The sequence below is a fragment of the Pseudomonas sp. PHC1 genome, assembly GCF_046487845.1.
Taxonomy (GTDB): Bacteria; Pseudomonadota; Gammaproteobacteria; order Pseudomonadales; family Pseudomonadaceae; genus Aquipseudomonas; species Aquipseudomonas sputi.
The window spans coordinates 35137-59135 of record NZ_JBJXHJ010000025.1; the positions used below are offsets into that span (position 1 = coordinate 35137).

Below are 23999 nucleotides of genomic sequence, written 5' to 3' on the forward strand. Positions count from 1 at the left end.
ACGCCAGGAACCTCTAAGATGCGCCAATGTTACCCGCTTGGCGAATTCGACGATGATACAGATCAGTGCCCTGCCCGCCTTCACCGACAACTACATCTGGTTGTTACAGGATCATGCCACCCAGCGATGCGCGGTGGTCGATCCGGGGGATGCCGCCACCGTGCAGGCGTGGCTCGACGCGCATCCGGGCTGGGTGCTGGGCGACATCCTCATCACTCACCATCACCACGACCATGTCGGCGGCGTCGAGACGCTGAAAAAGGCCACCGGCGCCACGGTCTATGGACCAGCCAGCGAAAACATTCCGGGGCGGGACGTGGCCCTCAAGGACAACGACACGGTGCGCGTGCTCGGCTGGGACTTCGACGTCCATGCCGTGCCCGGCCACACCCTGGGACACATCGCCTACTACCATCACGGCCTGCTGTTTTGTGGCGACACCCTGTTCGCTGCCGGCTGCGGCCGTCTGTTCGAAGGCACGCCGCAACAGATGCACCAGTCGTTGAGCCGACTGGCGGCGCTGCCCGAGGACACGCTGGTCTACTGCACCCACGAATACACCCTGAGCAATCTGAAATTCGCCGCCGCCGTGGAGCCGGACAACCGGGACATTGCCGCCCGTCTGGAAAAAGTCAGCCAGCAACGTGCAAGCGGCGTCATGACCCTGCCCTCGACCCTCGCCCTGGAAAAACTCACAAACCCGTTTTTGCGCACCGGTGAAATATTAGTTACACAAAAAGTGGACGAACGGAACGGCCCTCAAAACCGGGCGCCGAGTGAGGTTTTTGCAGCTCTGAGGGCATGGAAAGATACGTTCTGAGCGGCTCGCCGCCTGGTACAAAAATTCTGAATGGTTGACCGCAGGGGGTGCGCTTTCTAGAATCGCCCGACATTTTTGCCCGGAACTTACTTCCAGCCAATGTCGTCATCCATACGTAAGTCCGTCAATTCAGATGCATTGACCCGCCTGGCGCAAGTCATCGCGGTGGCTGTGTCCGCCACGCTGGCGGGCTGTTCCAGCCATGCTCCGCAGACTGAAGCGACGCATACGCCGAACATGGCTGCGCGAGCCAAGCAGAAGCCCATCTGGTTGTCGGAAAAGCCCAGCCCGCAGGTGCCTCAGGACATCTGGGAGCGCATGCGCAACGGTTTCCAGCTGCAAGAAGGTCTGGGCGTGAACCCGCGCATCGAGCAACAGCGCCTGTGGTTCGCCAGTAACCCGTCCTTTCTCGAAAACGCCGGCGAACGCGGCAGTCTCTACATTCATTACATCGTCGAGCGCCTCGAAGAACGCAACATGCCGCTGGAACTGGCGCTGCTGCCGGTCATCGAAAGTGCCTACAACCCGATGGCCTATTCCCGCGCCAACGCAGTGGGCCTCTGGCAGTTCATCCCGTCCACCGGGCGCTACTTCAACCTGCGCCAGACCCGTTTCTACGATGGCCGTCGCGACATTACCGCCTCGACCACGGCCGCAATGGACTACCTGACCCGCCTGCACGACATGTTCAACGGTGACTGGCTGCTGGCACTGGCCGCGTACAACGCCGGTGAAGGCACGGTCAGCCGCGCCATCGAGCGCAACGAAAAGCTCGGCCTGCCGACCGATTACTGGAACCTGCCGCTGCCGGCGGAAACCCAGGCTTATGTGCCGAAACTGCTGGCGCTCTCGCAAGTGGTCCTGACACCTGAAGCCTATGGCGTGAACCTCAACCCGATCGCCAACGAACCGTATTTCCAGGTCGTCGAAATCAACCAGCGCATGGACCTGTCCAAGGTTGCAGCGGTGGCCAACATCGACGAAGACGAGCTGTTCCAGCTCAACCCGGCGTTCAAGCAGCGCACTACCATCGACGGCCCGCAGCACCTGCTGGTGCCGACCTCCAAGGCACAGTTGCTGACCGCCAGCCTGCAGACCATGCGTCCTGAAGAGCTGATCAGCCCGCGTTCGCTCAAACCGGTATTCGAAGGCGCCGATCCGAGCGAAATCGCCCAGGCCAAGCGCGCCTATCGGGTCAAGCGCGGCGACAACCTCGGTTCCATCGCCAAGGCCAACAAGGTCGCGGTCAAGGACCTGCAACGCTGGAACAAGCTGACCGGAAACAACCTCAAGGTGGGCCAGACCCTGGTCATGCAGGACACCACCAAACGCAAACCGGCGCGTAACAGTAGCGGTCGCATCAATACGGTCATCGCGGCCAACAGCAAGACCAGCAGCAAGACCAGAGAAAAGGACGACGGTAAACAGACCCAGTACAAAGTCAAACGCGGCGACACGCTGTACGTGGTGGCCAAGCGTTTCAACGTCGAGATGCAGCACCTCAAGCGCTGGAACCCGAGCGCCGGCAAGGCGCTCAAGCCTGGGCAGATGCTCACGGTCTACCAGCCGCACTGACAAGGAGCCCCTGAAATTCAGGGGCCTTTTTTTCGCCTGTCATTTTTTGATATTTCCTTAGATTGGCGCAGACAGCTCCCGCAATTAACCGCGCATTAAGCCCCTGTCTTTTTCCTGTCCATACAAGCTGTTACTGTACGGCCCACAAAGCCCAAGCCGCCTGGATCGGATCTGACTTGAAGCGTCCCCTCCTCCTGCTCCTGATCAGCCTGGCCTTGAGCTCCCCCGTCAGCGCGACGATCACCGAAAGCCACGGTTATGCGCAGTTCGGCACGCTCAAGTACCCGGCCAGATTTACCCACTTCGACTGGGTCAACCCGCAAGCGCCCAAGGGCGGTACGTTGCGGGTGATGGCGTTTGGCACCTTCGATACGCTCAATCCCTACACGTTCAAGGGCACCAGCCCGGTCACCACGGCGAATTTCCTGCAATACGGCATCAACGAGCTGAACGAGCCGCTGATGGTCGGCACCGGGCAATACGCGCCGTCCGGTGACGAACCGGCGTCCAGTTACGGTTTGATCGCCCAGTCGGTGGAGTACAGCGAAGATCGCAGCTGGGTCGTGTTCAACCTGCGCCCGCAAGCGCGCTTCCACGACGGCACGCCGATCACCGCGTACGACGTGGCGTTCTCCTATCGCCTGCTGCTCAAGGAAGGTCACCCGCTGTACCGCACCGCCCTTCAGGAAGTGCTGCGGGTCGACATCCTCAACCCGCAGCGCATCCGGTTTGTGCTCAAGCGCAGCGGCAATCCGTTGCTGATCCTGCGTCTGGGCGAATTGCCGGTGCTGCCCCAGCATTACTGGAAGGGCCGTGACTTCAAGGCCACCACCTTCGAACCGCCGCTGGGCAGCGGGCCGTACCGCATCACCTCGGTCACGCCGGGGCGGCAGTTGATTTTCGAGCGGGTCAAGGACTACTGGGGCAAGGACCTGCCGGTCAATCGCGGCAAGTACAACGTCGACCGCATGGAAGTCGAGTTCTACCGCGACAGCGATGTGGCCTTCGAAGCGTTCAAGGCCGGCGAGTTCGACATCTATATCGAGCATCAGGCCAAGAATTGGGCCAACGGCTACAACTTTCCGGCCGTGCGTCGTGGTGACGTGATCAAGGCGCAGATCCCGCACCAGATCCCGACCCAGAGCCAGGGTCTGTTCATGAACACCCGGCGCCCGGCCTTCGCCGATATCAAGGTGCGCGAAGCGCTGGGCCTGATGTTCGACTTCGAATGGACCAATCGCGCGCTGTTCAGCGACGCCTACAAGCGCACCACCAGCTACTACCCCAACAGCGAATTCAGCGCCGTCGGCCTGCCGGTCGGCCATGAATGGCTGATGCTAAAACCCTACAAGGATCAACTGCCAGCGCGGCTGTTCACCGAGCCGTTCACGCTGCCGCAGACCGACGGCCGCGGCATCCCGCGGGAAACCCTGCGCAAAGCCTTGGCGTTGCTGGCCGAGGCCGGCTGGAAGCTCAACGGCCAGCGCCTGCAGAACGCCGCCGGCCAGCCGCTGCGTTTCGAACTGCTGCTGGTCAATCCGAATCTGGAACGGATCCTCCAGCCGTATATCGAAAATCTCAACCGCATCGGCATCGACGCGCGTCTGCGCACGGTGGATCGCGCCCAGTACAAACAGCGTCTGGATCAGTTCGATTTCGACATGATTCTGATGACCCTCAGCCAGACCCTCAGCCCCGGACTGGAACAGTGGCAGTACTTCCACTCCAGCCAGGTCGGGGTCAAGGGCAGCAAGAATTACGCGGGCATCGCCAACCCGGTGGTCGACCACCTGCTCGAGCAACTGCTCGCCGCCCGCACCCGCGATGAACAGGTCGCCGCCGGCAAGGCGCTGGATCGCGTGCTGCTCTGGCAGCACTACAGCATTCCCAACTGGTACCTCAATTATCACCGTCTGGCGTACCGCAACCGGTTCGCCTTCGTCACCACGCCGCCCTACACCCTGGGCCTGAGCGCGTGGTGGCTGAAATCTTCGGAGAAAGATCGATGAAACCTATCCGCGCCCTGCTCGTGCAGGCCAGCGGTCTGCTGTTCGCCGGGCTGGCCTGTGCCGCTCCGCAACACGCCGTGACCCTGTACAACGAGCCGCCGAAATACCCCGCCGACTTCAAGCACTTTGATTACGTGAACCCCGACGCGCCCAAGGGCGGGATCTTCCGTCAGGCCGGCTTCGGCGGTTTCGACAGCCTCAATCCGTTCATCAGCAAGGGTGTGCCGGCAGATGATATCGGCATGATCTACGACACCCTCGCCAAACAGGGCCTGGACGAGCCGTTCACCGAATACGGTCTGATCGCCGGCAAGATCGAAAAGGCCCCGGACAACAGTTGGGTACGCTTCTACCTGCGCCCCGAAGCGAAGTTTCACGACGGCCACCCGATACGCGCCGACGACGTGGTGTTCAGCTTCCAGACGCTGACCAAGGAAGGCGCGCCGATGTATCGCGGCTACTACGCCGACGTTGAGGAGGTAATCGCCGAAGACCCGCTCAAGGTGCTGTTCAAGTTCAAGCACACCAATAACCGCGAACTGCCGCTGATCCTCGGTCAATTGCCGGTGCTGCCGAAACACTGGTGGGCCGAGCGTGATTTCAACAAGGGCAACCTGGAAATCCCGCTGGGCAGCGGCCCGTACAAGGTCACCCAAGTGAAGGCCGGGCGCTCGGTGCGTTATGAGCGGGTCAAGGATTACTGGGGCAAGGACTTGCCGGTCAATCGCGGCTTCTACAACTTCGATGTGATGACCACCGACTATTACCGCGACAACACCGTCGCACTCGAAGCCTTGAAGGCCGGGCAGTTCGATTACTGGCTGGAAATGGCCGCGAAAAACTGGGCCAATGCCTACAACGTGCCGGCAGTGACCGAAGGGCGACTGATCAAGGAGCAGATTGCCAACAGCAACCCGACCGGCATGCAGGGCTTCGTCTTCAATCTGCGTCGTCCGGTGTTTCAGGACGTGCGGGTACGCCAGGCCCTCGGCCTGCTGTTCGACTTCGAATGGACCAACAAGCAACTGTTCAACGGCGCTTATGCGCGCACCCGCAGTTACTTTGAAAACTCGGAAATGGCCGCCACCGGCCTGCCGGATGCAGAACAGGTGGCAATCCTCGATCCGTTCCGCCGCCAGCTGCCGGCGCAGGTGTTCAGCGAAGCCTTCGAAAATCCGAAAACCGACGCCAGCGGCATGATCCGCACGCAACAGCGCGAGGCGTATCAGTTGCTGCAAGAGGCCGGCTGGAAAATCGTCGACGACAAGATGGTCGATGCCACCGGCAAACCGGTGGTCATCGAATTCCTGCTGGCGCAGACCGAATTCGAGCGCGTGCTGTTGCCGTTCAAGCGCAACCTCAGCGACCTCGGCATCGATCTGGTGATCCGCCGCGTCGACGTCTCGCAATACGTCAATCGCGTGCGTTCACGGGACTTCGACATGATGGTCGGCAGCTTCCCGCAGTCCAACTCGCCGGGCAACGAGCAGCGCGAGTTCTGGATGAGCGCCGCCGCCGACAAACCCAGCAGCCGCAACTCCATGGGCCTGAAAGACCCGATCGTCGATCAACTGGTCGAAAGCCTGATCAACGCCGATTCGCGCAAAAGCCTGGTGGCCCACGCCCGTGCACTGGACCGTGTGCTGCAATGGGGCTACTACGTGATCCCCAACTGGCACATCAAGACCTGGCGCGTGGCGTACTGGAACCACATCGGCCACCCGAAAGTCTCCCCCAAGTACGACATCGGCATTAACACCTGGTGGGTCAAACCCGATACTCCACCTGCGGTAGAAGTCGAAACCCAACTGCAAGTCGACCCTGCGGGCACGGAGTAATCAGATGCTGGCGTACATTTTTCGGCGACTGCTGCTGATCATCCCGACCCTGTTCGGCATTCTGCTGATCAACTTCGTGATCATTCAGGCCGCGCCCGGCGGGCCGGTGGAGCAGATGATCGCCAAGCTCGAAGGCTTCGAAGGCGCCACCAGCCGCATCGCCGGCGGCGGTGCCGAGGTGTCGGTGGCCGGCTCCTCCTATCGCGGCGCGCAGGGCCTGGACCCGGCGCTGATCAAGGAAATCGAGAAGATGTACGGGTTCGACAAGTCGGCCCCGGAACGTCTGTGGATCATGGTCAAGAACTACGCGAAGCTGGATTTCGGCGACAGCTTCTTCCGCGACGCCAAGGTCATCGACCTGATCAAGGAAAAGATGCCGGTGTCGATCTCCCTCGGGCTGTGGAGCACACTGATCATGTACCTGGTGTCGATCCCGCTGGGGATCGCCAAGGCCACACGGCACGGCAGCCATTTCGACGTCTGGACCAGTTCGGCGATCATCGTCGGTTATGCGATTCCGGCGTTCCTGTTTGCGATTCTGCTGATCGTGGTGTTTGCCGGCGGCAGTTATCTGGACTGGTTTCCGCTCAGGGGCCTGACCTCGAACAACTTCGATGAGCTGAGCCTGGGCGGCAAGATCCTCGATTACTTCTGGCACCTGGTGCTGCCGGTGACGGCACTGGTGATCGGCAACTTCGCGACCATGACCCTGCTGACCAAAAACAGCTTCCTCGACGAAATCAACAAGCAGTACGTGGTCACCGCCAAGGCCAAGGGCCTGACCCGTCACCGCGTGCTCTACGGTCACGTATTCCGCAACGCGATGCTGCTGGTGATCGCCGGGTTTCCGTCGGCGTTCATCGGCATCTTCTTCACAGGTTCCCTGCTGGTGGAAGTGATCTTCTCCCTCGATGGCCTCGGGCTGATGAGTTTCGAAGCGGCGATCAACCGCGATTACCCGGTGGTGTTCGGCACCCTGTTCATCTTCACCCTCCTGGGGCTGGTGGTGAAACTGATTGGCGACCTTACCTACACCCTTGTCGATCCGCGCATCGACTTTGCCAGCCGGGAGCATTGAGATGAACCTGTCCCCTCTCAACCGCCGGCGCTTCGAACTGTTCAAGGCCAACAAGCGTGGCTGGTGGTCGCTGTGGCTGTTCCTGATCCTGTTCGGCCTGAGCCTCGGTGCCGAACTGATCGCCAACGACAAGCCGCTGGTGGTGCACTACGACAACAACTGGTACTTCCCGGCGATCAAGCGCTACCCGGAAACCACCTTCGGCGGCGAATTCCCGCTGGAAGCCAACTACAAGAGCCCGTACATCCGCGAACTGCTCAAGGCCAAGGACGCATGGGTGCTATGGGCGCCGATTCCGTTCAGTTACCAGAGCATCAACTACGACCTGAAAGTCCCGGCCCCCGCCCCGCCCTCGGCGGACAACCTGCTGGGCACCGACGATCAGGGCCGCGATGTGCTGGCGCGAGTGATCTACGGCTTCCGGATCTCGGTGCTGTTCGCCCTGACGCTGACCGTGCTCAGCTCGATCATCGGCGTGATCGCCGGCGCCTTGCAGGGCTTCTATGGCGGCTGGGTCGATCTGGCCGGCCAGCGTTTCCTGGAGATCTGGTCGGGTTTGCCGGTGCTGTACCTGCTGATCATTCTTGCCAGTTTCGTCCAGCCGAACTTCTGGTGGCTGCTGGGGATCATGCTGCTGTTCTCGTGGATGAGCCTGGTGGACGTGGTGCGCGCCGAGTTCCTGCGCGGGCGCAACCTCGAATACGTACGCGCGGCAAGAGCGCTGGGCATGCAGAACGGCGCGATCATGTTCCGCCACATCCTGCCTAACGCCATGGTGTCGACCATGACCTTCATGCCCTTCATCCTGACCGGCGCCATCGGCACCCTCACCGCCCTGGACTTCCTCGGTTTCGGCTTGCCGGCCGGCAGTCCGTCACTGGGTGAACTGGTGGCCCAGGGCAAATCCAACCTGCAGGCGCCGTGGCTGGGCATGAGCGCGTTTGCGGTATTGGCGCTGATGTTGAGTTTGCTGGTGTTCATCGGCGAGTCCGCTCGCGATGCCTTCGACCCGAGGAAGTGACATGAATCAGGACAATCTGATCGAAATCCGCGACCTGGCCGTCGAATTCGGCATCGGTGATCGCGTGCAACGGGTGGTCGAAGGCGTGAGTTTCGACATCAAGCGCGGCGAAACCCTGGCGCTGGTGGGCGAAAGCGGCTCGGGCAAGTCGGTGACGGCGCATTCGATCCTGCGCCTGCTGCCCTACCCGCTGGCGCGGCATCCGGCCGGCAGCATCAATTATTCCGGACAGAACCTGCTGGAGCTGAGCGAGAAGACCATCCGGCACATTCGTGGCAACCGGATCGCGATGATCTTTCAGGAGCCGATGACCTCGCTCAACCCGCTACACTCGATCGAGAAGCAGATCAACGAGGTGCTGGGCATTCACAAGGGCCTGACCGGCAAGGTCGCGACCCGGCGCACGCTGGAGTTGCTGGAAATGGTCGGCATCCCCGAGCCGCACAAGCGCCTCAAGGCCCTGCCCCACGAATTGTCCGGCGGCCAGCGTCAGCGGGTGATGATCGCCATGGCCCTGGCCAACGAGCCGGAATTGCTGATCGCCGACGAACCGACCACCGCGCTGGACGTGACCGTTCAGCTGAAAATCCTCGACCTGCTCAAGGAATTGCAGGCCCGATTGGGCATGGCGCTGTTACTGATCAGTCACGATTTGAACCTCGTGCGAAGAATTGCGCATCGTGTATGTGTCATGCAGCGCGGTTGCATCGTCGAACAGGCATCGTGCGCAGAGCTGTTCCGTTCGCCGCAGCATCCGTACACTCGGGAACTGCTTGGCGCGGAGCCCAGCGGAGGCCCGGCGAGCAATAAAATCGGGGCGCCGCTGCTTGAAGTCGAAGATCTGAAAGTCTGGTTCCCGATCAAGAAAGGCCTGCTCAAGCGCACGGTGGATCACGTCAAGGCAGTGAACGGCATCAACTTCAGCCTGCCTCAGGGGCAGACCCTGGGGATTGTAGGCGAAAGCGGTTCCGGCAAATCCACCCTGGGTCTGGCGATCCTGCGGTTGATCGGCAGCCAGGGCGGGATCCGTTTTGAAGGCAAGCAGCTGGACTGCCTGACGCAGAGCGAAGTCCGGCCGCTGCGCCGGGAGATGCAGGTGGTGTTTCAGGACCCGTTCGGCAGCCTGAGCCCGCGGATGTGCGTGAATGACATCGTTGGCGAAGGCTTGCGGATCCACAAGATGGGCACCGCCGCCGAGCAGGAAGCGGCAATTGTTGCGGCATTGAAGGAGGTAGGTCTGGATCCGGAAACCCGGCACCGCTACCCCCATGAATTTTCCGGTGGGCAACGGCAGCGGATTGCCATCGCCCGGGCCCTGGTGCTCAAACCGGCGCTGATCCTTCTGGACGAGCCGACTTCGGCCCTCGACCGGACGGTGCAGCGGCAAGTGGTGGAGCTGTTGCGTTCACTGCAAGCCAAATACAACCTGACGTATTTGTTCATCAGCCATGACCTGGCTGTCGTCAAAGCGCTGAGCCACCAGCTGATGGTGGTCAAGCATGGCCAAGTGGTCGAACAGGGAGACGCGCAAAGTATCTTTGCCGCCCCCCAACATCCGTATACACAGCAGTTGCTGGAAGCCGCTTTTCTGGCACCAGCCACTGCGCAATAACCTGAAAGAGGAGCAACACATGGGTTTTCTCGCCGGTAAGCGCGTACTGATCGTCGGTGTCGCCAGCAAGCTGTCCATCGCATCCGGCATCGCTGCCGCCATGCATCGCGAGGGCGCTGAGCTTGCCTTCACTTATCAGAACGACAAACTGAAAGGTCGTGTGGAAGAGTTCGCACAGGGCTGGGGTTCGAGCCCTGAGCTGTGCTTCCCGTGCGACGTGGCCAGCGATGAAGAAATCGCCAAGGTCTTCGAAGAACTGAGCAAGAAGTGGGACGGCCTGGACTGCATCGTGCACTCCGTCGGCTTCGCTCCGGGCGACCAACTGGACGGCGACTTCACCGAAGCCACCACCCGTGAAGGTTTCCGCATCGCTCACGACATCAGCGCCTACAGCTTCGTGGCCCTGGCCAAAGCCGGTCGCGAAATGATGAAAGGCCGCAACGGCAGCCTGCTGACCCTGTCCTACCTGGGCGCCGAGCGCACCATGCCGAACTACAACGTGATGGGCATGGCCAAGGCTTCGCTGGAAGCCGGCGTGCGTTACCTGGCCGGTTCCCTGGGCCCGGACGGCACCCGCGTCAACTGCGTATCGGCCGGTCCGATCCGCACCCTGGCCGCTTCCGGCATCAAGAACTTCCGCAAGATGCTGGCCGCCAACGAAGCGCAAACCCCGCTGCGTCGCAACGTCACCATCGAAGAAGTCGGCAACGCCGGCGCCTTCCTGTGCTCCGACCTGGCGTCGGGCATCAGCGGTGAAATCATGTACGTGGACGGCGGCTTCAACACCACCGCCATGGGCAATATCGAAGAGTAATCTTCGCGCTGCCGTTAAAAAGCCCGCCCATCATTGGCGGGCTTTTTCATGCCTGCGATTTGATTGACACCGCTTTTCCTGTGGCAACCAGCCTGCTGGTGATCGCGGTGTGTCAATCAACGCCGCGAGTGCGCCTGATAACGTCATCGCGAGCACGCTCGCTCCCACAATCGAAAAGCACAGCGCTAGACTCGGTTCACCTCAACTGTTGATAGAGATCGCGCCATGTCACTCAGCCCTTTCCATCTGGCCATTCCCGTGTACGACCTCGCCGCCGCCCGGCATTTTTACCGTGAAGTGTTCGGGCTCGAGGAAGGTCGCTCCAGCTCTCACTGGGTCGACTTCAATTTCTTTGGCCATCAACTGGTGATTCACCTGGCGCCGAAGAGCGCTTCGCAGGAAGCGGCGCACACCAACGCCGTGGACGGCCATGACGTACCGGTGCCGCATTTCGGCGTGGTGCTGGGCATGGAGCAATGGCATGCGTTGGCCGAGCGTTTGAAGTCACTGGACACGCGGTTCGTGATCGAACCGGGGATTCGGTTTCAGGGACTGGTGGGCGAACAGGCGACGATGTTTCTGTTTGATCCGTGCGGCAATGCGCTGGAGTTCAAGGCGTTCAAGGATATCGGGCAGTTGTTTGCCAAATAACAGCGCCTGTGAAAGCGCCGTGGGAGCGAGCTTGCTCGCGATGAGGTCAGCACTAGCAACGCTTCAACGCCTGCTTATGCTCATACATCGCGGCATCCGCATCCGCCAGCAACTTATCCACGGTGTCATGGCGCTGCGGTTTGTATTCGATCTGGCCGACGCTGAAGCGAATCGCGTAGCCGCGGTGCAACGTGGCATTGCGCTCTTCGAGGATTTCCTTGAGTCGCGCCATGATCGCCGTGGTTTCGACATGGCTTGAGCCGGTCAGCAACGCCACGAACTCATCACCGCCCAACCGTCCCACCACATCGCTCTCGCGAAAGGCGATACGCAACACATCGGCGAAAGTCTTGAGCGCACTGTCGCCCTCGGCATGCCCATAAAGGTCGTTGATCTGCTTGAAATCATTGAGGTCGAAAAACAGCAGCGTCGCCGGCTTCTCCAACCGTGCGCAGGCATCCAGCGCGTGCTGGGCCAGCATCTTGAAGCCGCGACGGTTGGACAGCAGCGTCAGCTCGTCCATGCTCGCCATCTGCACGGCCATCAATTCCTGCTCGGCCATGCCGGCCAGATCGCGCAACAGGGCACGCTCCTCATCGTCGAGATCGCGAGGTTTGGTGTCGATCAGGCACAAGGTGCCCATCTTGTTGCCGTTGGGCACGGTCAGCGGATACCCGGCGTAGAACCGGATGTTCGGCTCCCCGGTAACCAAAGGGTTGTCGTGGAAACGCTCGTCCTCTCGGGCGTCAGGTACAAGCATGAGCTCGTCCCTGAGAATCGCATGGCCACAGAATGAAACAGAGCGTGGCGTTTCGGTCGTGTCCAGACCCACGCAGGACTTGAACCATTGCCGCTCCTTGTCCACCAGCGTGACCAGTGCGATCGGCACGTTGAACAGACGCTTGGCCAGTCGCGTCAGCCGGTCGAAGCGCTCCTCCGGTGCGGTGTCGAGCAGCTTCAGGTCCTGCAGCGCTTGAATGCGCGCAGCTTCATTGGCGGGTTTGCCGGGTACCAGCATCACACACTCCTTTGTCGTCGATGCCCTTGAGCGTAGCCCGAATCAGCGATGACTCAACCTCTCATCCGCCGGCCACCGGACACGGCCCGCCCGCATCGGCCCAGAGTTTGAACTGGGTCACGAAGATGTCGTGCGGCACCGGCACCGGCGCGCGCCCTGCCCCGGGATTCCAGCCCCAGAGCACCAGTTTGTCCTCGTTGACGTGCTTGATCAGCGCGGCAAAATCCCGGTCACCGTTGCTGGCGCGGTCTTTGATCATCGCGCACAACCGATCCGGCGGCAGGCCGATCCAGGCCATTTTGTGGGCGGCCGGCGGCAGGCTCCAGTGCGGCGCCCCCGGTGGCGCATGAGGGCCGTAACTGGCCGGCGGATTGCTTTCGGCGTGACAGGTAGCGCAGGGCAAACCGGCCGCGCCCTTGCCGTCCATGCCGCGCACCACGCTCATCGCGTGAGGAATGCCAGCGTCCAATTGCAACGGCGAATCGCCGGGAATGTGACAGTTCTGACAGCGCGGGCTCTGGAAGACTTTCTGCACCGTGCCGAAGGCTTTCAAGGCTTCCTGATCGTCGGCAAACAGATCCGAGGCGTAACCGCCCAACCCAAGCAGCATCACCGTGCCCAACAACAGATGTCGTTTCATCTCACACCCCCGACAGTTGCAGCGGCAGTTCCCGCAGGCGCTGCCCGGTCAGGGCGAACACCGCGTTGGCCACCGCCGGCGCCGTGGGCGGCACACCGGCCTCGCCGATGCCACCGGGTTTCTCGCTGCTGGGCACGATGTGCACCTCGACCACCGGCATTTCATTGAGGCGCAAGACCTGATAGTCGTGATAGTTGGACTGCACGACTTGGCCGTCCTTGAGGGTCAGTTTGCTGTGCAGCGCCATGCCCAGGCCGAAGGTGATGCACGACTCCATCTGCGCCGCAATGCTCTGCGGGTTGACCGCAATCCCGCAGTCCACCGCGCAGACCACGCGATGCACGCGAATCGCCAGATTGTCCTGGGACACCTGCGCCACCTGCGCCACGTAACTGCCGAACGACTCGTGCACCGCCACGCCCAGCGCATGGCCGTCCGGCAGCGGGGCTTTCCAGTTGGCTTTCTCCACCGCCAGATTCAGCACACCAAGATGCCGGGCGTGCTCCTTGAGCAACGCTCGTCGGTATTCCACCGGATCCTTGCCTGCCACCGCAGCCATTTCATCAATCAGCGACTCCATGACAAATGCGCTGTGGCTATGGCCCACCGAACGCAGCCACAACACGTTGATCCCGGTGGTCGGCGAATGCAGATCGACCTGATGATGAGCCAGACCCTTGATGTACGGGCTGTCGGAAACGCCTTCGACCGAGGTCTGGTCAACGCCGTTCTTGACCATGGTTTTCTCGAGCATGGTGCCGGCCATGATCGACTGCCCCACCAGCACATGCTGCCAGGCCAGCGGCAGGCCGTCGGCGCCGAGGCCGATCTTCGCCTGATGCAGGAACATCGAGCGGTAGTAACCACCGCGAATATCGTCTTCACGCGACCACACGGTTTTCACCGGCATCGCGGCAGCCTTGGCCACTTGCACCGCTTCGGCGACAAAGTCCGAGGTCGGGTTGGCCCGCCTGCCGAAGCCGCCGCCGAGGAATTCGGTGTGGATCTCGACCTGCTCCGGTTTGAGCCCGGTGATCTTGCCGGCGACCATCTGATCCAGGGTCTGGAACTGGGTACCGGTCCAGATCTCGCACTTGTCGGCGCTGATCTTCACCGTGCAGTTGAGCGGTTCCATCGGCGCGTGGGCCAGGTACGGCACGCTGTATTCGACGTCGATTTTCTTCGCGGCCTTGCCGAAGTTACCCTTGGCATCGCCGGCCTGCGCCGCCGAGGTGCCCGGTGTGGCCGCCAGTTTGCGGAAGCTCGCCAACAATTTTTCACTGCTCAGATCAGCGTTCGGCCCCAGATCCCAATCGACCTTCAGCGCATCGCGACCGAGTTTCGCCGCCCAGTAGTGCTCGGCGACCACCGCCACACCGGTCGGCACCTGCACCACTTTGTGCACGCCGGGAATCGCCAGGGCTTCTGCGCCTTCGAAGGATTTCACCGTGGCGCCAAACACCGGCGCCCGGGCGACCATCGCCGTCATCAATCCGTCGAACTGCACGTCCATGCCGAATTTGGCGCGACCGGTGATTTTTTCCGGGGTGTCGAGGCGTTTGGTGGGTTTGCCGATGACTTTCCAGTCCTTGGCTTCCTTGAACGTAATCGACTTCGGATCCGGCACCGGCAGTTGACCGGCGGCGTCCGCCAGTTCGCCGTAGGTGGCGCGGCTGTCGCCGGCAATCACCACGCCGGATTCGGTGCGGATCGTCGACGGCGCCACATTGAAGCGCTTGGCCGCAGCCTCGATCAGCATCTGCCGCGCCGTGGCGCCGGCAAGTCGGTAGCGGTCGAACTCCATCCAGGTTGAAGTGGAGCCGCCGGTAATCTGCATCCCGCCAAACGCCGGCATGCCGTAATCGGCGGCCGAGGCTGGGGAGTGCTCGACACGGATCTTCGACCAGTCAGCGTCCAGCTCTTCGGCGATCAACATGGTCAGGCCGGTCCAAATGCCCTGGCCCATTTCCGAATGGCCGAGCAGCACGGTAACGCTGTTGTCCGCCGCGATGCGCAGGAACGCGTTCGGCGCAAACACTTTGCCTTCATTCTCGGCCGCCATGGCGAACCGGTTGCCGCCGGGCACCACGAACGCCACCACCAGACCACCGCCAAGCACAGCGCTGCCCTTGAGAAATCCACGACGGGATACAGGACTGTTCATCACTCACTTCCCCCGCTCAGCCGATGTCGGCGGCACGTTTGACCGCCGCGCGGATTCTTGGATAGGTGCCGCAGCGGCAGATGTTGCCGGAGAGCGCCTGATCGATATCGCTGTCGGTGGGTTTGGGAATTTTCGCCAGCAATGCGGCGGCGGACATGATTTGCCCGGACTGGCAATAACCGCACTGCACCACGTCCAGTTCGGCCCAGGCCTGCTGCACCGGGTGCGAACCGTCGCTGGACAAACCTTCGATGGTGAGGATTTTCTGGCCATGGGCGACGGCCGTGGCCGGCGTGATGCACGAGCGCAGCGGTGCGCCATCGACGTGTACGGTGCAGGCACCGCACTGGGCCATGCCGCAGCCGAATTTGGTACCGGTCAGGTGCGCGACATCGCGCAGAACCCAGAGCAACGGCATGTCCGCGGGGACATCGAGCTCTTGATCCTTGCCATTGATGTTCAAGGTCAGCATCGGGGACTTCCTCAGACTCACGGTGTTCTGAAGGGCGCTGCGACGGCCATCGTTGGCGGTGCGCGCCTCGGCTTATCCCTTTCAGCTAAGCGCATTTTGACCCGACGACCAGCCGTCGCGACCACCGGTCATCCGCCACCGTTCGGAAAATCATCGATCAGGGTGCCGGGTTTGCTCCTACAGTTGATACCGCTTGTCATCGCAAGACCTGCCCTTTCACACTTTCCAGGAGTCGCGAACATGGGATTTGTCACAACGAAAGACGGCGTCGAAATCTTCTACAAGGACTGGGGCCCCAAGGACGCCCCGGTCATTCACTTCCACCACGGCTGGCCGCTGAGTGCGGACGACTGGGATGCGCAGATGCTGTTCTTCCTGGCGCAGGGTTTCCGGGTTGTCGCCCACGATCGGCGGGGGCACGGGCGTTCCAGCCAGGTCTGGGACGGCCACGACATGGATCACTACGCCGACGATGTGGCGGCGGTGGTCAATCATCTGGGGACGCAGAAAGCCGTGCATGTCGGCCATTCCACCGGTGGCGGCGAAGTGATTCACTACATCGCCCGGCATGGCGAGGATCGGGTATCGAAAGCCGTGATCATCAGCGCCGTGCCGCCGCTGATGGTGAAAACCGAGAGCAACCCCGGCGGCCTGCCCAAATCAGTGTTCGACGATCTTCAGGCGCAACTGGCAGCCAATCGTGCGCAGTTTTATCGCGACGTGCCCAGCGGGCCGTTCTACGGCTACAACCGCCCTGGCGCCACGCCATCGGAAGGGATCATTGCGAACTGGTGGCGCCAAGGCATGATGGGCGGCGCCAAGGCCCACTACGACGGCATCGTTGCCTTCTCGCAGACCGACTTCACCGCCGACCTGAAAAGCATTTCGATCCCGGTGCTGGTGATGCACGGCGATGACGACCAGATCGTGCCTTATGAAAACGCCGGCGTGGCCTCGGCGAAACTGCTGAAAAACAGCACGCTGAAGATCTATCCGGGCTTCCCCCACGGAATGCCGACCACCGAGGCGCCCACAATCAACGCGGATCTGCTGGCATTTATTCGCGGCTGATAGTGGCCGGGGTCAGGCGCCCTGCCTGATCCCGGCTATTCTTCGGTTCGCCCCGTTCGCTCACGATCACGCTCGTAGTGTCTGGCCAATGGAAAGGCCGGCAGCCACGACTCGCGACGCACCGTCCACAGCTCGTAGGTGGGCTGGAATTGATCCGGTGCATCCAGCGCACCCAGACTCACCTCGACTTCATCGCCACTGCGGCCGAACACCGACGAGCCACAGCGCGGGCAAAAATGTCGCCCCGCGTAGTCATGGGTCTCGCCGCTGATCGTCACCGCCGCCTCGGGAAAGATTGCCGATGCAGCGAACAGCGCGCCCTGGTGTTTGCGGCAGTCAAGACAATGGCAAACGCCCACCCTGTAGGGTCGCCCTGACGCCTCGATCCGTACTTCGCCGCACAGACAACCGCCGGTCAATCGGTCCATGGGACACCTCGCCTGAAAATGGAATATCCGGTGAGTGAAAATAGCAGCCCACTGGGGGAACGCTTACAATCGTGGCCCATTAACACTCTCCAGGCAGACCTGCTCTTTCATGGCGCTCGATCCTCTCACGATGCTCACCATTTCCACCGCCCTGGCCGCGGCGGCCGCCCTGTATCTGGCGGTCGAATGGCGCAGCATCCGCGAACCTTCCCTGCTGTTCTGGAGCGCCGGTTTCGCCACCATCACCGTCGGCTCGAGCCTGGCCCTGCTGCGCGCCAACGGTTATCCATTGATCGGCATCTGGTTCGCCAACGGCTTGCTGGTGGTCGCGCACTGGCTGTTTCTGCTGGGGGTCGCGCGGTTTACCCAGCGGCGGTTGTCGCGGGCCTGGTACTTGATGTTCCTGCTCTGGCTGTCGTTGCTGCTGTTACCGGAAGATCCGTCGTGGTCGAAGATCATGTTGATGGCCAACTCGCTGCTGGTGGCCGCGTTGATGCTGCGGGCCAGTCTGTTGCTGCGCCCGCACGGCAAATCGTTGAGCGTCGGCGCGGTGCAATTGCGTTATGTGTTGCTGATCCACGGCGCGTTCTATTTCACCAAGGCGATCATTGCGGTGATTCCGGGCACGCTGATCGATCTGGCGTCGCTGCGTGGCGAGATCATTCAGATTTCCCTGGTCGAGGGCGCAATGGCGATCATGTTGATCGCGCTGTCGATGACCGGCACCGAGCGCTACCGGCGGGAAAAGCAGATTGCCGAACTGGCCGCCCGGGACCCGCTGACTGCGCTGTACAACCGCCGCGCTCTGGAAGTCCGTGCTCCGCGCCTGCTCGACCAAGTCTCCAGCACCCGCCCCGGCGCGCTGCTGCTGATCGACATCGACAACTTCAAACTGATCAACGACCTGTACGGCCACACCGCCGGCGACCGGTTGCTCATCGCCCTCAGCGAAATGGTCCGCGCGGTACTGCCCAAAGGCGCACTGGCGGCACGCCTGGGCGGCGACGAATTCGTGATGCTGCTGGGCGATGCGTCCCACGCCCAGATCATGGATCTGGGCAGTGCGCTGCGCGAGCAGTTCCAACAGATGACTTCCCAGACCTACACCACCCCGCAGGCCGTCACCCTGAGTATCGGCGCCAAGGTGTTCGATCAGCCGCCGGCAAGTCTCGCGGCGTTGATCGAACAGGGTGACAGCGCGCTCTATGCATCCAAGCGCGGCGGTCGCAACCGGATTCAGCTGGCCGACTACACCTGACCTATCCTTGCCTGCATCCCGCAACGTTGGAGTTCGCCATGTCCTCGCCGGAATCCGCCCTCCTCCAGAGCTGGCACCACAACGCCCGGGTCTGGACCGAAGCCGTGCGCAGCGGCGCCATCGAGAGCCGCCGGCAGGTGACCGATCAGGCGATGCTGCTGGCGGTGATGGGACGCCAGCCGGAGCGCGTGCTCGATCTGGGTTGCGGCGAAGGCTGGCTGTTGCGGGCGCTGGCCGAGCGCGGGTTCGACGCGGTGGGTGTGGACGGTGATGCAACGCTGGTCGAGGCCGCGCGCGAGGCAGGCTCATCGCCCGTGGAGGTCGCCAGCTACGAAGATTTGGCTGAGGGGAAGGTCGACATCGGCCGCGATTTCGACTTGATCTGCGCCAACTTTTCCCTGCTGCATCAGGACATCATTGCGCTGCTCGCGGCCATGAACGCCCTGCTCGTGCCCGGCGGAGCACTGGTGATCCAGACGCTGCATCCGTGGTCGGTGGCAGCGGGTGATTATCAGGACGGCTGGCGGGAGGAAACCTTTGACGGATTCCAGGGCAAGTGGTCGCCGATGCCATGGTATTTCCGAACCTTGTCCAGTTGGCTGAATGCGCTGGACATGGCCGGCCTTCAGTTGACCGGCCTGCGCGAGCCGCAGCATCCGCAGAGCCCGGTGCCACAGTCGTTGTTGATGATTGCCGAACGTCGCAGGTAAACCCCTGGAGCCTCGGCTTGATTCGCAGCAACCGACCATTCGGCCCGTTGCGCTGCCAGCCGACCACAGACTGACTACGCTATTAATCCAGCGTGTCCAACCTGCCGAGGATGACTGCCATGCAACGCTTTCAAAAGCTGACTCCGTGCCTATGGTTCGACGATCAGGCGGAAGCGGCGGCGAAGTTCTACTGCTCGATCTTCGACCACTCGAAAATCACCGCCCTCACCCACTACAGCAAGGTCGGCGAGGAATTCCACGGCCGCCCGGAAGGCTCGGTGATGACCGTCAGTTTCGAACTCGACGGCCAGAGTTTCACCGGGCTCAATGGCGGGCCGGTGTTCAAGTTCAATGAAGCGATTTCGTTTCAGGTCAATTGCCAGAACCAGGAAGAGGTCGACCATTTCTGGGGCAACCTCGGTTCCGGCGGGCCGGTAGAGGCGCAGCAATGCGGCTGGCTCAAGGACAAGTTCGGCGTGTCGTGGCAGATCGTGCCGGTGGCGTTCATGCACATGATGACCGACCCCGACCAGACCAAGGCCCAACGGGCGATGCAGGCCATGTTCGGGATGAAAAAACTCGACATCGCCGAACTCGAGCGGGCCTTCGCCGGCCAGAACTGAACCGCTGACCCAGTCAACCGCCCATCGGGAATCCTCGTGACCTGTCAGATATGACAGGTGTTTTTGTCCTGAGGCTGCTCGACCATGGCTATTCCTCCATTTGAAGGTATGCCGCCATGAACAACCTCACTACAGTGGATTTCGAAGATCAGACCTCACAGGATTTTGCGCCTGGACAGACGTTCACCAGCAACGAGGTACATTTTCGCCTTTTGCCAGGCACTGAAGCGCCCATGTCCATCAGGAGCTCAAGTGGTACGCACGTCAACGGGCAAGTCCTGGTCGTTCGCTCAGGCACCGTGGACATCCATCCGAGCCAGGCCCCAAAGAGCTTCAGTTTTTGGTATACAAACGCAGATAAAGGCTTGATTGTGAGTTTTCTTGCGCAAGATGGCTCAATAATCACCGAGATTCATGTCCCCCCTCGTGAGGGTGGCGAGAAAGAATTCAATCACACCCTTGAACGTACGTTTACAACGGCTCGGGTCAAAGTCCCCGCTAACGACGTACTCATCGATCGTCTGCAGTTCAGCGAATCGCGTTGACTGGCCAACGGCAGTCCAAGCTCGCTAAACTCAGGCCCGACTGCCGGACACCACAACGATGAAGAGCGCTGCCGCCAAGACCCCCGAACAAGCCCCGCGCTTCTGGCGCAACGACGCCCTGCCCTTCATCGAAGCACGGGGCATCGCCGATGGGCGTGAGGTCTGCTATTCACGACATTCCCACGCGCACTTTTCCATCGGCGCGATCACCGCCGGCCGTAGCACCTATGTGCATGAGCAATCCTCGTTCGAAGTGGCGGCCGGCACGGTGGTGCTGATGAATCCGGGGGACGTGCACGCGTGCAATCCGATTGATGATCAGCCGTGGTCATATTTGATGTTGTATGTGGAAACGCCTTGGCTGACGGATCTGCAGCATCAGTTGGGATTCAGTGCGGAGCTTGAGTTTCGGCGATTTTCCGATACCCATTTGAATGATGCTCGACTGTTTCGCGACCTGAATGCGTTGTATGGCGTGCTGGTCGACGAACAGCAAGACGTATTGCGCAAACAGAGCGCGGCCGTGGAGTTTTTCAGCGAGCTGCAACTGCGCCTGGACCCCATCGAACAACCGTTGCGAGAACCGAACTTCAAACTCGAACGCGCCGCCGACTTCATCCGCCAACACTGCACCGACCTGCTCAGCCTCGACGACATCTGCGCCGCCGCCGAACTGTCACCGTCCTACCTGATCCGCGCCTTCAAACAGCATTACGGCATGACGCCCCATGCGTTTGTGGTCAACCAGCGCATTCAGTTTGCCCGCGAGTGTCTGCGGCGCGGGCAGTTGATTGCGGATGTGGCGCTGGAGGCGGGGTTTGCTGATCAGGCGCATTTTCAGCGGGCGTTCAAGCAGCATCTGGCGGCTACGCCGGGGCAGTACCGGGGGTGAAAAACAGAACGGCCCGCGTTGGTGCGGGCCGTTGGGGTAATCGACGAAGTCATTCACCATGACTTTGCCGCCGGTAAATAAATGCGTCCCCATTTATCTCGATGTATAGGGCGGCCCCGGAGCAAAACGGTCGGTCAGTTGAGTCTTATCCTGATTTGATCAATGACAAAGCCGGTATCAGCGCCTCCTGGCTCTTTAAAAGCATCGACCCTGAACGAACGGATATCTGGCGCAGTAAACGTAGTCATTTGGGGCCCCACCGCGCCGCCACTGGTGGGGAGCGTCAGGCTACCAATGGGTTGGGATGCACTGTTGTAAAAGACAACACGATTGCCGGGCACACTCACCCCGTGACTCAGAAACTCGACGCTGTATCCACTTGCCCCCCAACTGAATTCGCAGTCGGATCCGCTTCCCAACAGAAAGGTCCTGTAGATTCCTGGCACCTCATAGCCTGATAGAATCCGGGTCGGGTTGATTGCCCAGCCCTGCGATAACAACCTGACAGTCAAACCGCTGCTGAAGCGCACTGGCGAATTGATCGAAAAAATTTGATCGCGCTCGTATTGCCAGTCTTCCTCGATTGCATTCGGTTGCCGGACTGTGAGCGTCCATACGTCCGTCACCGAGGAACTGGCATTGACTCGCAGTTCAAAACGATGTGGCCCCGGAGTCAGCTTTAATTGCTGCTGAATGAACGCGCCACTTGGGTTGTACGTTCCCACAGCCGCCGCGGGAGGATACTCCCCATTGTGAATGATCTCGTATGGGGTGCCGGGCGGCCCGCTTCCGCCCAGCTCGATCCCGGTAGACGGTGTGCTGCTTCCGGAAGGGATCGGAGATCCACCGGGATAGGTCGTGCAGTAAGTGAAAAACGGATTCTGAGTGCTCATGACGTTTGTTCCTTGACCGGATCGGTCCACAGAGGACTGAACACATCAAGCCCGCTTCGAGAGACATGCCGCTACTGTCAACTTTGACAGTAGCGATGAGTGGTCATGATTGATTCAGCGCCCCCCCCCCCCCCGGCCGAATACCCCGATTGGCAGGGCTCCAAATAAATACGTCTGCGTTTTTCCCCGGGGTTTGCTGATCAGGCGCATTTTCAGCGGGCGTTCAAACAGCATCTGGCGGCTACGCCGGGGCAGTATCGGGGGTGAAAAACAGAACGGCCCGCGTTGGTGCGGGCCGTTGGGGTAATCGACGAAGTCATTCACCATGACTTTGCCGCCGGTAAATAAATGCGTCCCCATTTATCTCCCATTTATCTCAGAACCCGCCCCCAAGGCCCAAAAGCCGGCGGATTCTGGCGGATGCGTAGGCAATGGCGCGAGTTCGCGTGGCTTGCCGGAAGCATCCTTAAACACCTTTAAACCCAAGCCCCCGCCACGCTCACGGCAGCAACAGATACCCCGCACTCACCGCCAACAGCAACGCCATCACCCGGTTGAACAAGCGCATCCCCGCCGGGTTGCCGAGATAGCCGCGCAAGAACGTCCCGGCATACACCCAGCACCCCACCGACAGATAGCAGATCACCAGATACACCGCCGCAAACTGCCACACCAGCCGCGCCTCGCCATCGGCGACAAACGCGCCCATCCCCGCCACGCAGGCCAGCCAAGCCTTGGGGTTGAGCCATTGCATCACCGCGCCATAGAGCATCGATGGCGCACGGCGCGATTGATCGGCATTCAACTGCCCGTCATCGGTAGCCAGCTTCCAGGCCATGAACAACAAAAATGCCACCCCGGCCAGTTGCACCACACGGGTCAGCGACGGCCACAGGGCCAGCAGTTCGTGCAGCCCCAGCCCCATCAACACCAGCAACAGCACAAACCCCAGCGTCGCCCCGGCCACATGCCGCTGGCTGGCGCGAAAGAGGAACAAGGCGCTCACAGTAGCCAGCGGACACCGGGTGGTATTGAAGGAAATTACCCCCGCATGCGCAGACCCACTACGCTCTGGCTATGCGACCACATTTGACCAGGAAGTCTGCCCTCGATGATTTTGATTCTGTTGCCCAGCACCGATTACGACCCGACCGAAAGCAGCGTGCCCTGGCAGGCAATGCGCAGTGCGGGCATCGAAGTACGCTTCGCCACCCCGCAGGGCTTGCCCGCCCACGCCGATCCGCGCTTGGTGAAAATCGGCTTCGGCCCGTTGAGCCCGATGCTGATGACGCGCAAGGCCGATCTGGACAGTTATATGCAGATGATCGAGTCCAATGCGTTCAAGCAGCCGCTGGCGTATGCCGATGTCGATACGACCCGATTCGACGGTCTGCTGATTCCCGGCGGGCATGCCAAAGGGATGCGCACGCTGCTGGAATCGACGCAGGCTCAACAGATCGCCCTGCAATTTTTCAAAGCCGAAAAACCCGTGGCAGCGGTATGTCATGGTGTGTTGTTACTGGCCCGAACGCTCGATCCCGACACCGGCCGTTCGGTGCTGTTCGGGCGCAAGGTGACGGCGTTGCTCTCGGCCACCATGGAGTGGCCCGCGTGGCTGATGACCGCTGCTTGGCTGGGGCGCTACTACCGCACTTACAAGCAGACCGTCGAAGCGGAAGTGAAGGCCGCCCTGTCGCGCAAATCCGACTTTGTCCGCGGGCCGCTGATCGCCAGGCGCGATTGCGCAAAGAAGCCGCAATCGGGATTTGTCGTACGCGACGGCCAACTGCTGACAGCACGCTGGCCCGGCGACTGCCATCGATTCGCCGCAGAATGGGTGGCCATGTTGCAGCCACCCGAGCGCTGA

The 23999-nt window shown here is 61.2% G+C and carries 23 protein-coding genes; 16 read left to right on the top strand and 7 right to left on the bottom strand.

The genetic code is table 11. The features are described 5' to 3' along the window. Window positions 1-52 precede the first annotated feature (52 nt). The 9 genes from gloB (at window position 53) to ACKJSM_RS24725 (ending at window position 11418) form a co-directional block, all read left to right on the top strand. Complete coding sequence (gene gloB, locus ACKJSM_RS24685; protein WP_410239142.1) at window positions 53-820, top strand: hydroxyacylglutathione hydrolase; 768 nt, start codon at window positions 53-55, stop codon at window positions 818-820. Window positions 821-919: 99 nt separating this feature from the next. Next, a complete protein-coding gene (locus ACKJSM_RS24690; protein ID WP_410239143.1) occupies window positions 920-2395 on the top strand; it encodes a transglycosylase SLT domain-containing protein in 1476 nt (491 codons plus the stop codon). A 176-nt stretch (window positions 2396-2571) separates the two neighbouring features. Then, window positions 2572-4404, top strand: coding sequence for an extracellular solute-binding protein (locus tag ACKJSM_RS24695; RefSeq protein WP_410239144.1), 1833 nt, complete (start codon window positions 2572-2574; stop codon window positions 4402-4404). Next, entirely contained in the window at window positions 4401-6242 is a 1842-nt protein-coding gene (locus tag ACKJSM_RS24700; RefSeq protein WP_339490440.1) for an extracellular solute-binding protein, read from the top strand. Before ACKJSM_RS24695 ends, ACKJSM_RS24700 begins: the two co-directional genes overlap by 4 nt. 4 nt (window positions 6243-6246) lie before the next feature. Next, the gene (locus tag ACKJSM_RS24705; RefSeq protein ID WP_236182917.1) at window positions 6247-7320 is read left to right on the top strand and encodes a microcin C ABC transporter permease YejB; all 1074 of its coding nucleotides are present in this window, start codon (window positions 6247-6249) and stop codon (window positions 7318-7320) included. A gap of 1 nt (window position 7321) precedes the next feature. Further along, the gene (locus tag ACKJSM_RS24710) at window positions 7322-8341 is read left to right on the top strand and encodes an ABC transporter permease (protein ID WP_085698849.1); all 1020 of its coding nucleotides are present in this window, start codon (window positions 7322-7324) and stop codon (window positions 8339-8341) included. A 1-nt stretch (window position 8342) separates the two neighbouring features. Beyond that, complete coding sequence (locus ACKJSM_RS24715) at window positions 8343-9953, top strand: ABC transporter ATP-binding protein (RefSeq protein ID WP_236182918.1); 1611 nt, start codon at window positions 8343-8345, stop codon at window positions 9951-9953. A gap of 19 nt (window positions 9954-9972) precedes the next feature. After that, window positions 9973-10767: an enoyl-ACP reductase FabI gene (gene fabI / locus ACKJSM_RS24720; RefSeq protein ID WP_003202751.1), complete on the top strand. Its 795-nt coding sequence runs from the start codon at window positions 9973-9975 to the stop codon at window positions 10765-10767. A 225-nt stretch (window positions 10768-10992) separates the two neighbouring features. Then, window positions 10993-11418 carry a VOC family protein gene (locus ACKJSM_RS24725; protein WP_410239145.1) on the top strand — a complete coding sequence of 142 codons (426 nt, stop codon included), beginning with the start codon at window positions 10993-10995 and terminating at the stop codon, window positions 11416-11418. 52 nt (window positions 11419-11470) lie between these two features. Here the strand turns inward: ACKJSM_RS24725 and ACKJSM_RS24730 are convergent, their stop codons facing one another. The 4 genes from ACKJSM_RS24730 to ACKJSM_RS24745 form a co-directional block, all read right to left on the bottom strand. After that, the gene (locus ACKJSM_RS24730; RefSeq protein WP_410239146.1) at window positions 11471-12436 is read right to left on the bottom strand and encodes a sensor domain-containing diguanylate cyclase; all 966 of its coding nucleotides are present in this window, start codon (window positions 12434-12436) and stop codon (window positions 11471-11473) included. A 61-nt stretch (window positions 12437-12497) separates the two neighbouring features. Then, window positions 12498-13076, bottom strand: a complete 579-nt coding sequence (locus ACKJSM_RS24735; protein ID WP_339490431.1) for a hypothetical protein — start codon at window positions 13074-13076, stop codon at window positions 12498-12500. 1 nt (window position 13077) lies between these two features. Continuing rightward, complete coding sequence (locus tag ACKJSM_RS24740) at window positions 13078-15240, bottom strand: molybdopterin cofactor-binding domain-containing protein (RefSeq protein ID WP_410239147.1); 2163 nt, start codon at window positions 15238-15240, stop codon at window positions 13078-13080. Between the two features lie 16 nt (window positions 15241-15256). Beyond that, on the bottom strand, window positions 15257-15712 hold the full coding sequence (locus ACKJSM_RS24745) for a (2Fe-2S)-binding protein (RefSeq protein WP_007956954.1): 456 nt from the start codon (window positions 15710-15712) through the stop codon (window positions 15257-15259). A gap of 240 nt (window positions 15713-15952) precedes the next feature. On the opposite strand from ACKJSM_RS24745, the gene ACKJSM_RS24750 reads away from it, so the two are divergent. Beyond that, entirely contained in the window at window positions 15953-16783 is an 831-nt protein-coding gene (locus tag ACKJSM_RS24750) for an alpha/beta fold hydrolase (RefSeq protein ID WP_410239148.1), read from the top strand. Between the two features lie 35 nt (window positions 16784-16818). Here ACKJSM_RS24750 and ACKJSM_RS24755 read toward each other — a convergent pair whose 3' ends face one another. After that, entirely contained in the window at window positions 16819-17211 is a 393-nt protein-coding gene (locus ACKJSM_RS24755; RefSeq protein ID WP_236182924.1) for a GFA family protein, read from the bottom strand. A 109-nt stretch (window positions 17212-17320) separates the two neighbouring features. Here ACKJSM_RS24755 and ACKJSM_RS24760 point away from each other — a divergent pair, with 109 nt between their 5' ends. The 5 genes from ACKJSM_RS24760 (at window position 17321) to ACKJSM_RS24780 (ending at window position 21239) form a co-directional block, all read left to right on the top strand. Beyond that, complete coding sequence (locus ACKJSM_RS24760; RefSeq protein WP_339490422.1) at window positions 17321-18469, top strand: GGDEF domain-containing protein; 1149 nt, start codon at window positions 17321-17323, stop codon at window positions 18467-18469. A 38-nt stretch (window positions 18470-18507) separates the two neighbouring features. Next, window positions 18508-19179, top strand: a complete 672-nt coding sequence (locus ACKJSM_RS24765; RefSeq protein ID WP_410239149.1) for a class I SAM-dependent methyltransferase — start codon at window positions 18508-18510, stop codon at window positions 19177-19179. Window positions 19180-19298: 119 nt separating this feature from the next. Beyond that, entirely contained in the window at window positions 19299-19802 is a 504-nt protein-coding gene (locus tag ACKJSM_RS24770) for a VOC family protein (protein WP_410239150.1), read from the top strand. Between the two features lie 116 nt (window positions 19803-19918). Further along, complete coding sequence (locus ACKJSM_RS24775; RefSeq protein ID WP_339490416.1) at window positions 19919-20347, top strand: hypothetical protein; 429 nt, start codon at window positions 19919-19921, stop codon at window positions 20345-20347. A 58-nt stretch (window positions 20348-20405) separates the two neighbouring features. Next, window positions 20406-21239 (top strand): AraC family transcriptional regulator, encoded by an 834-nt coding sequence (locus ACKJSM_RS24780; protein ID WP_410239151.1) that lies wholly within the window; start codon window positions 20406-20408, stop codon window positions 21237-21239. Between the two features lie 134 nt (window positions 21240-21373). On the opposite strand, the gene ACKJSM_RS24785 is transcribed toward ACKJSM_RS24780, so the two are convergent. After that, the gene (locus ACKJSM_RS24785; protein WP_410239152.1) at window positions 21374-22132 is read right to left on the bottom strand and encodes a hypothetical protein; all 759 of its coding nucleotides are present in this window, start codon (window positions 22130-22132) and stop codon (window positions 21374-21376) included. Between the two features lie 499 nt (window positions 22133-22631). Next, a complete protein-coding gene (locus tag ACKJSM_RS24790; protein WP_410239170.1) occupies window positions 22632-23174 on the bottom strand; it encodes a LysE family translocator in 543 nt (180 codons plus the stop codon). Between the two features lie 69 nt (window positions 23175-23243). Here ACKJSM_RS24790 and ACKJSM_RS24795 point away from each other — a divergent pair, with 69 nt between their 5' ends. Continuing rightward, window positions 23244-23999 (top strand): type 1 glutamine amidotransferase domain-containing protein, encoded by a 756-nt coding sequence (locus ACKJSM_RS24795; protein WP_410239153.1) that lies wholly within the window; start codon window positions 23244-23246, stop codon window positions 23997-23999.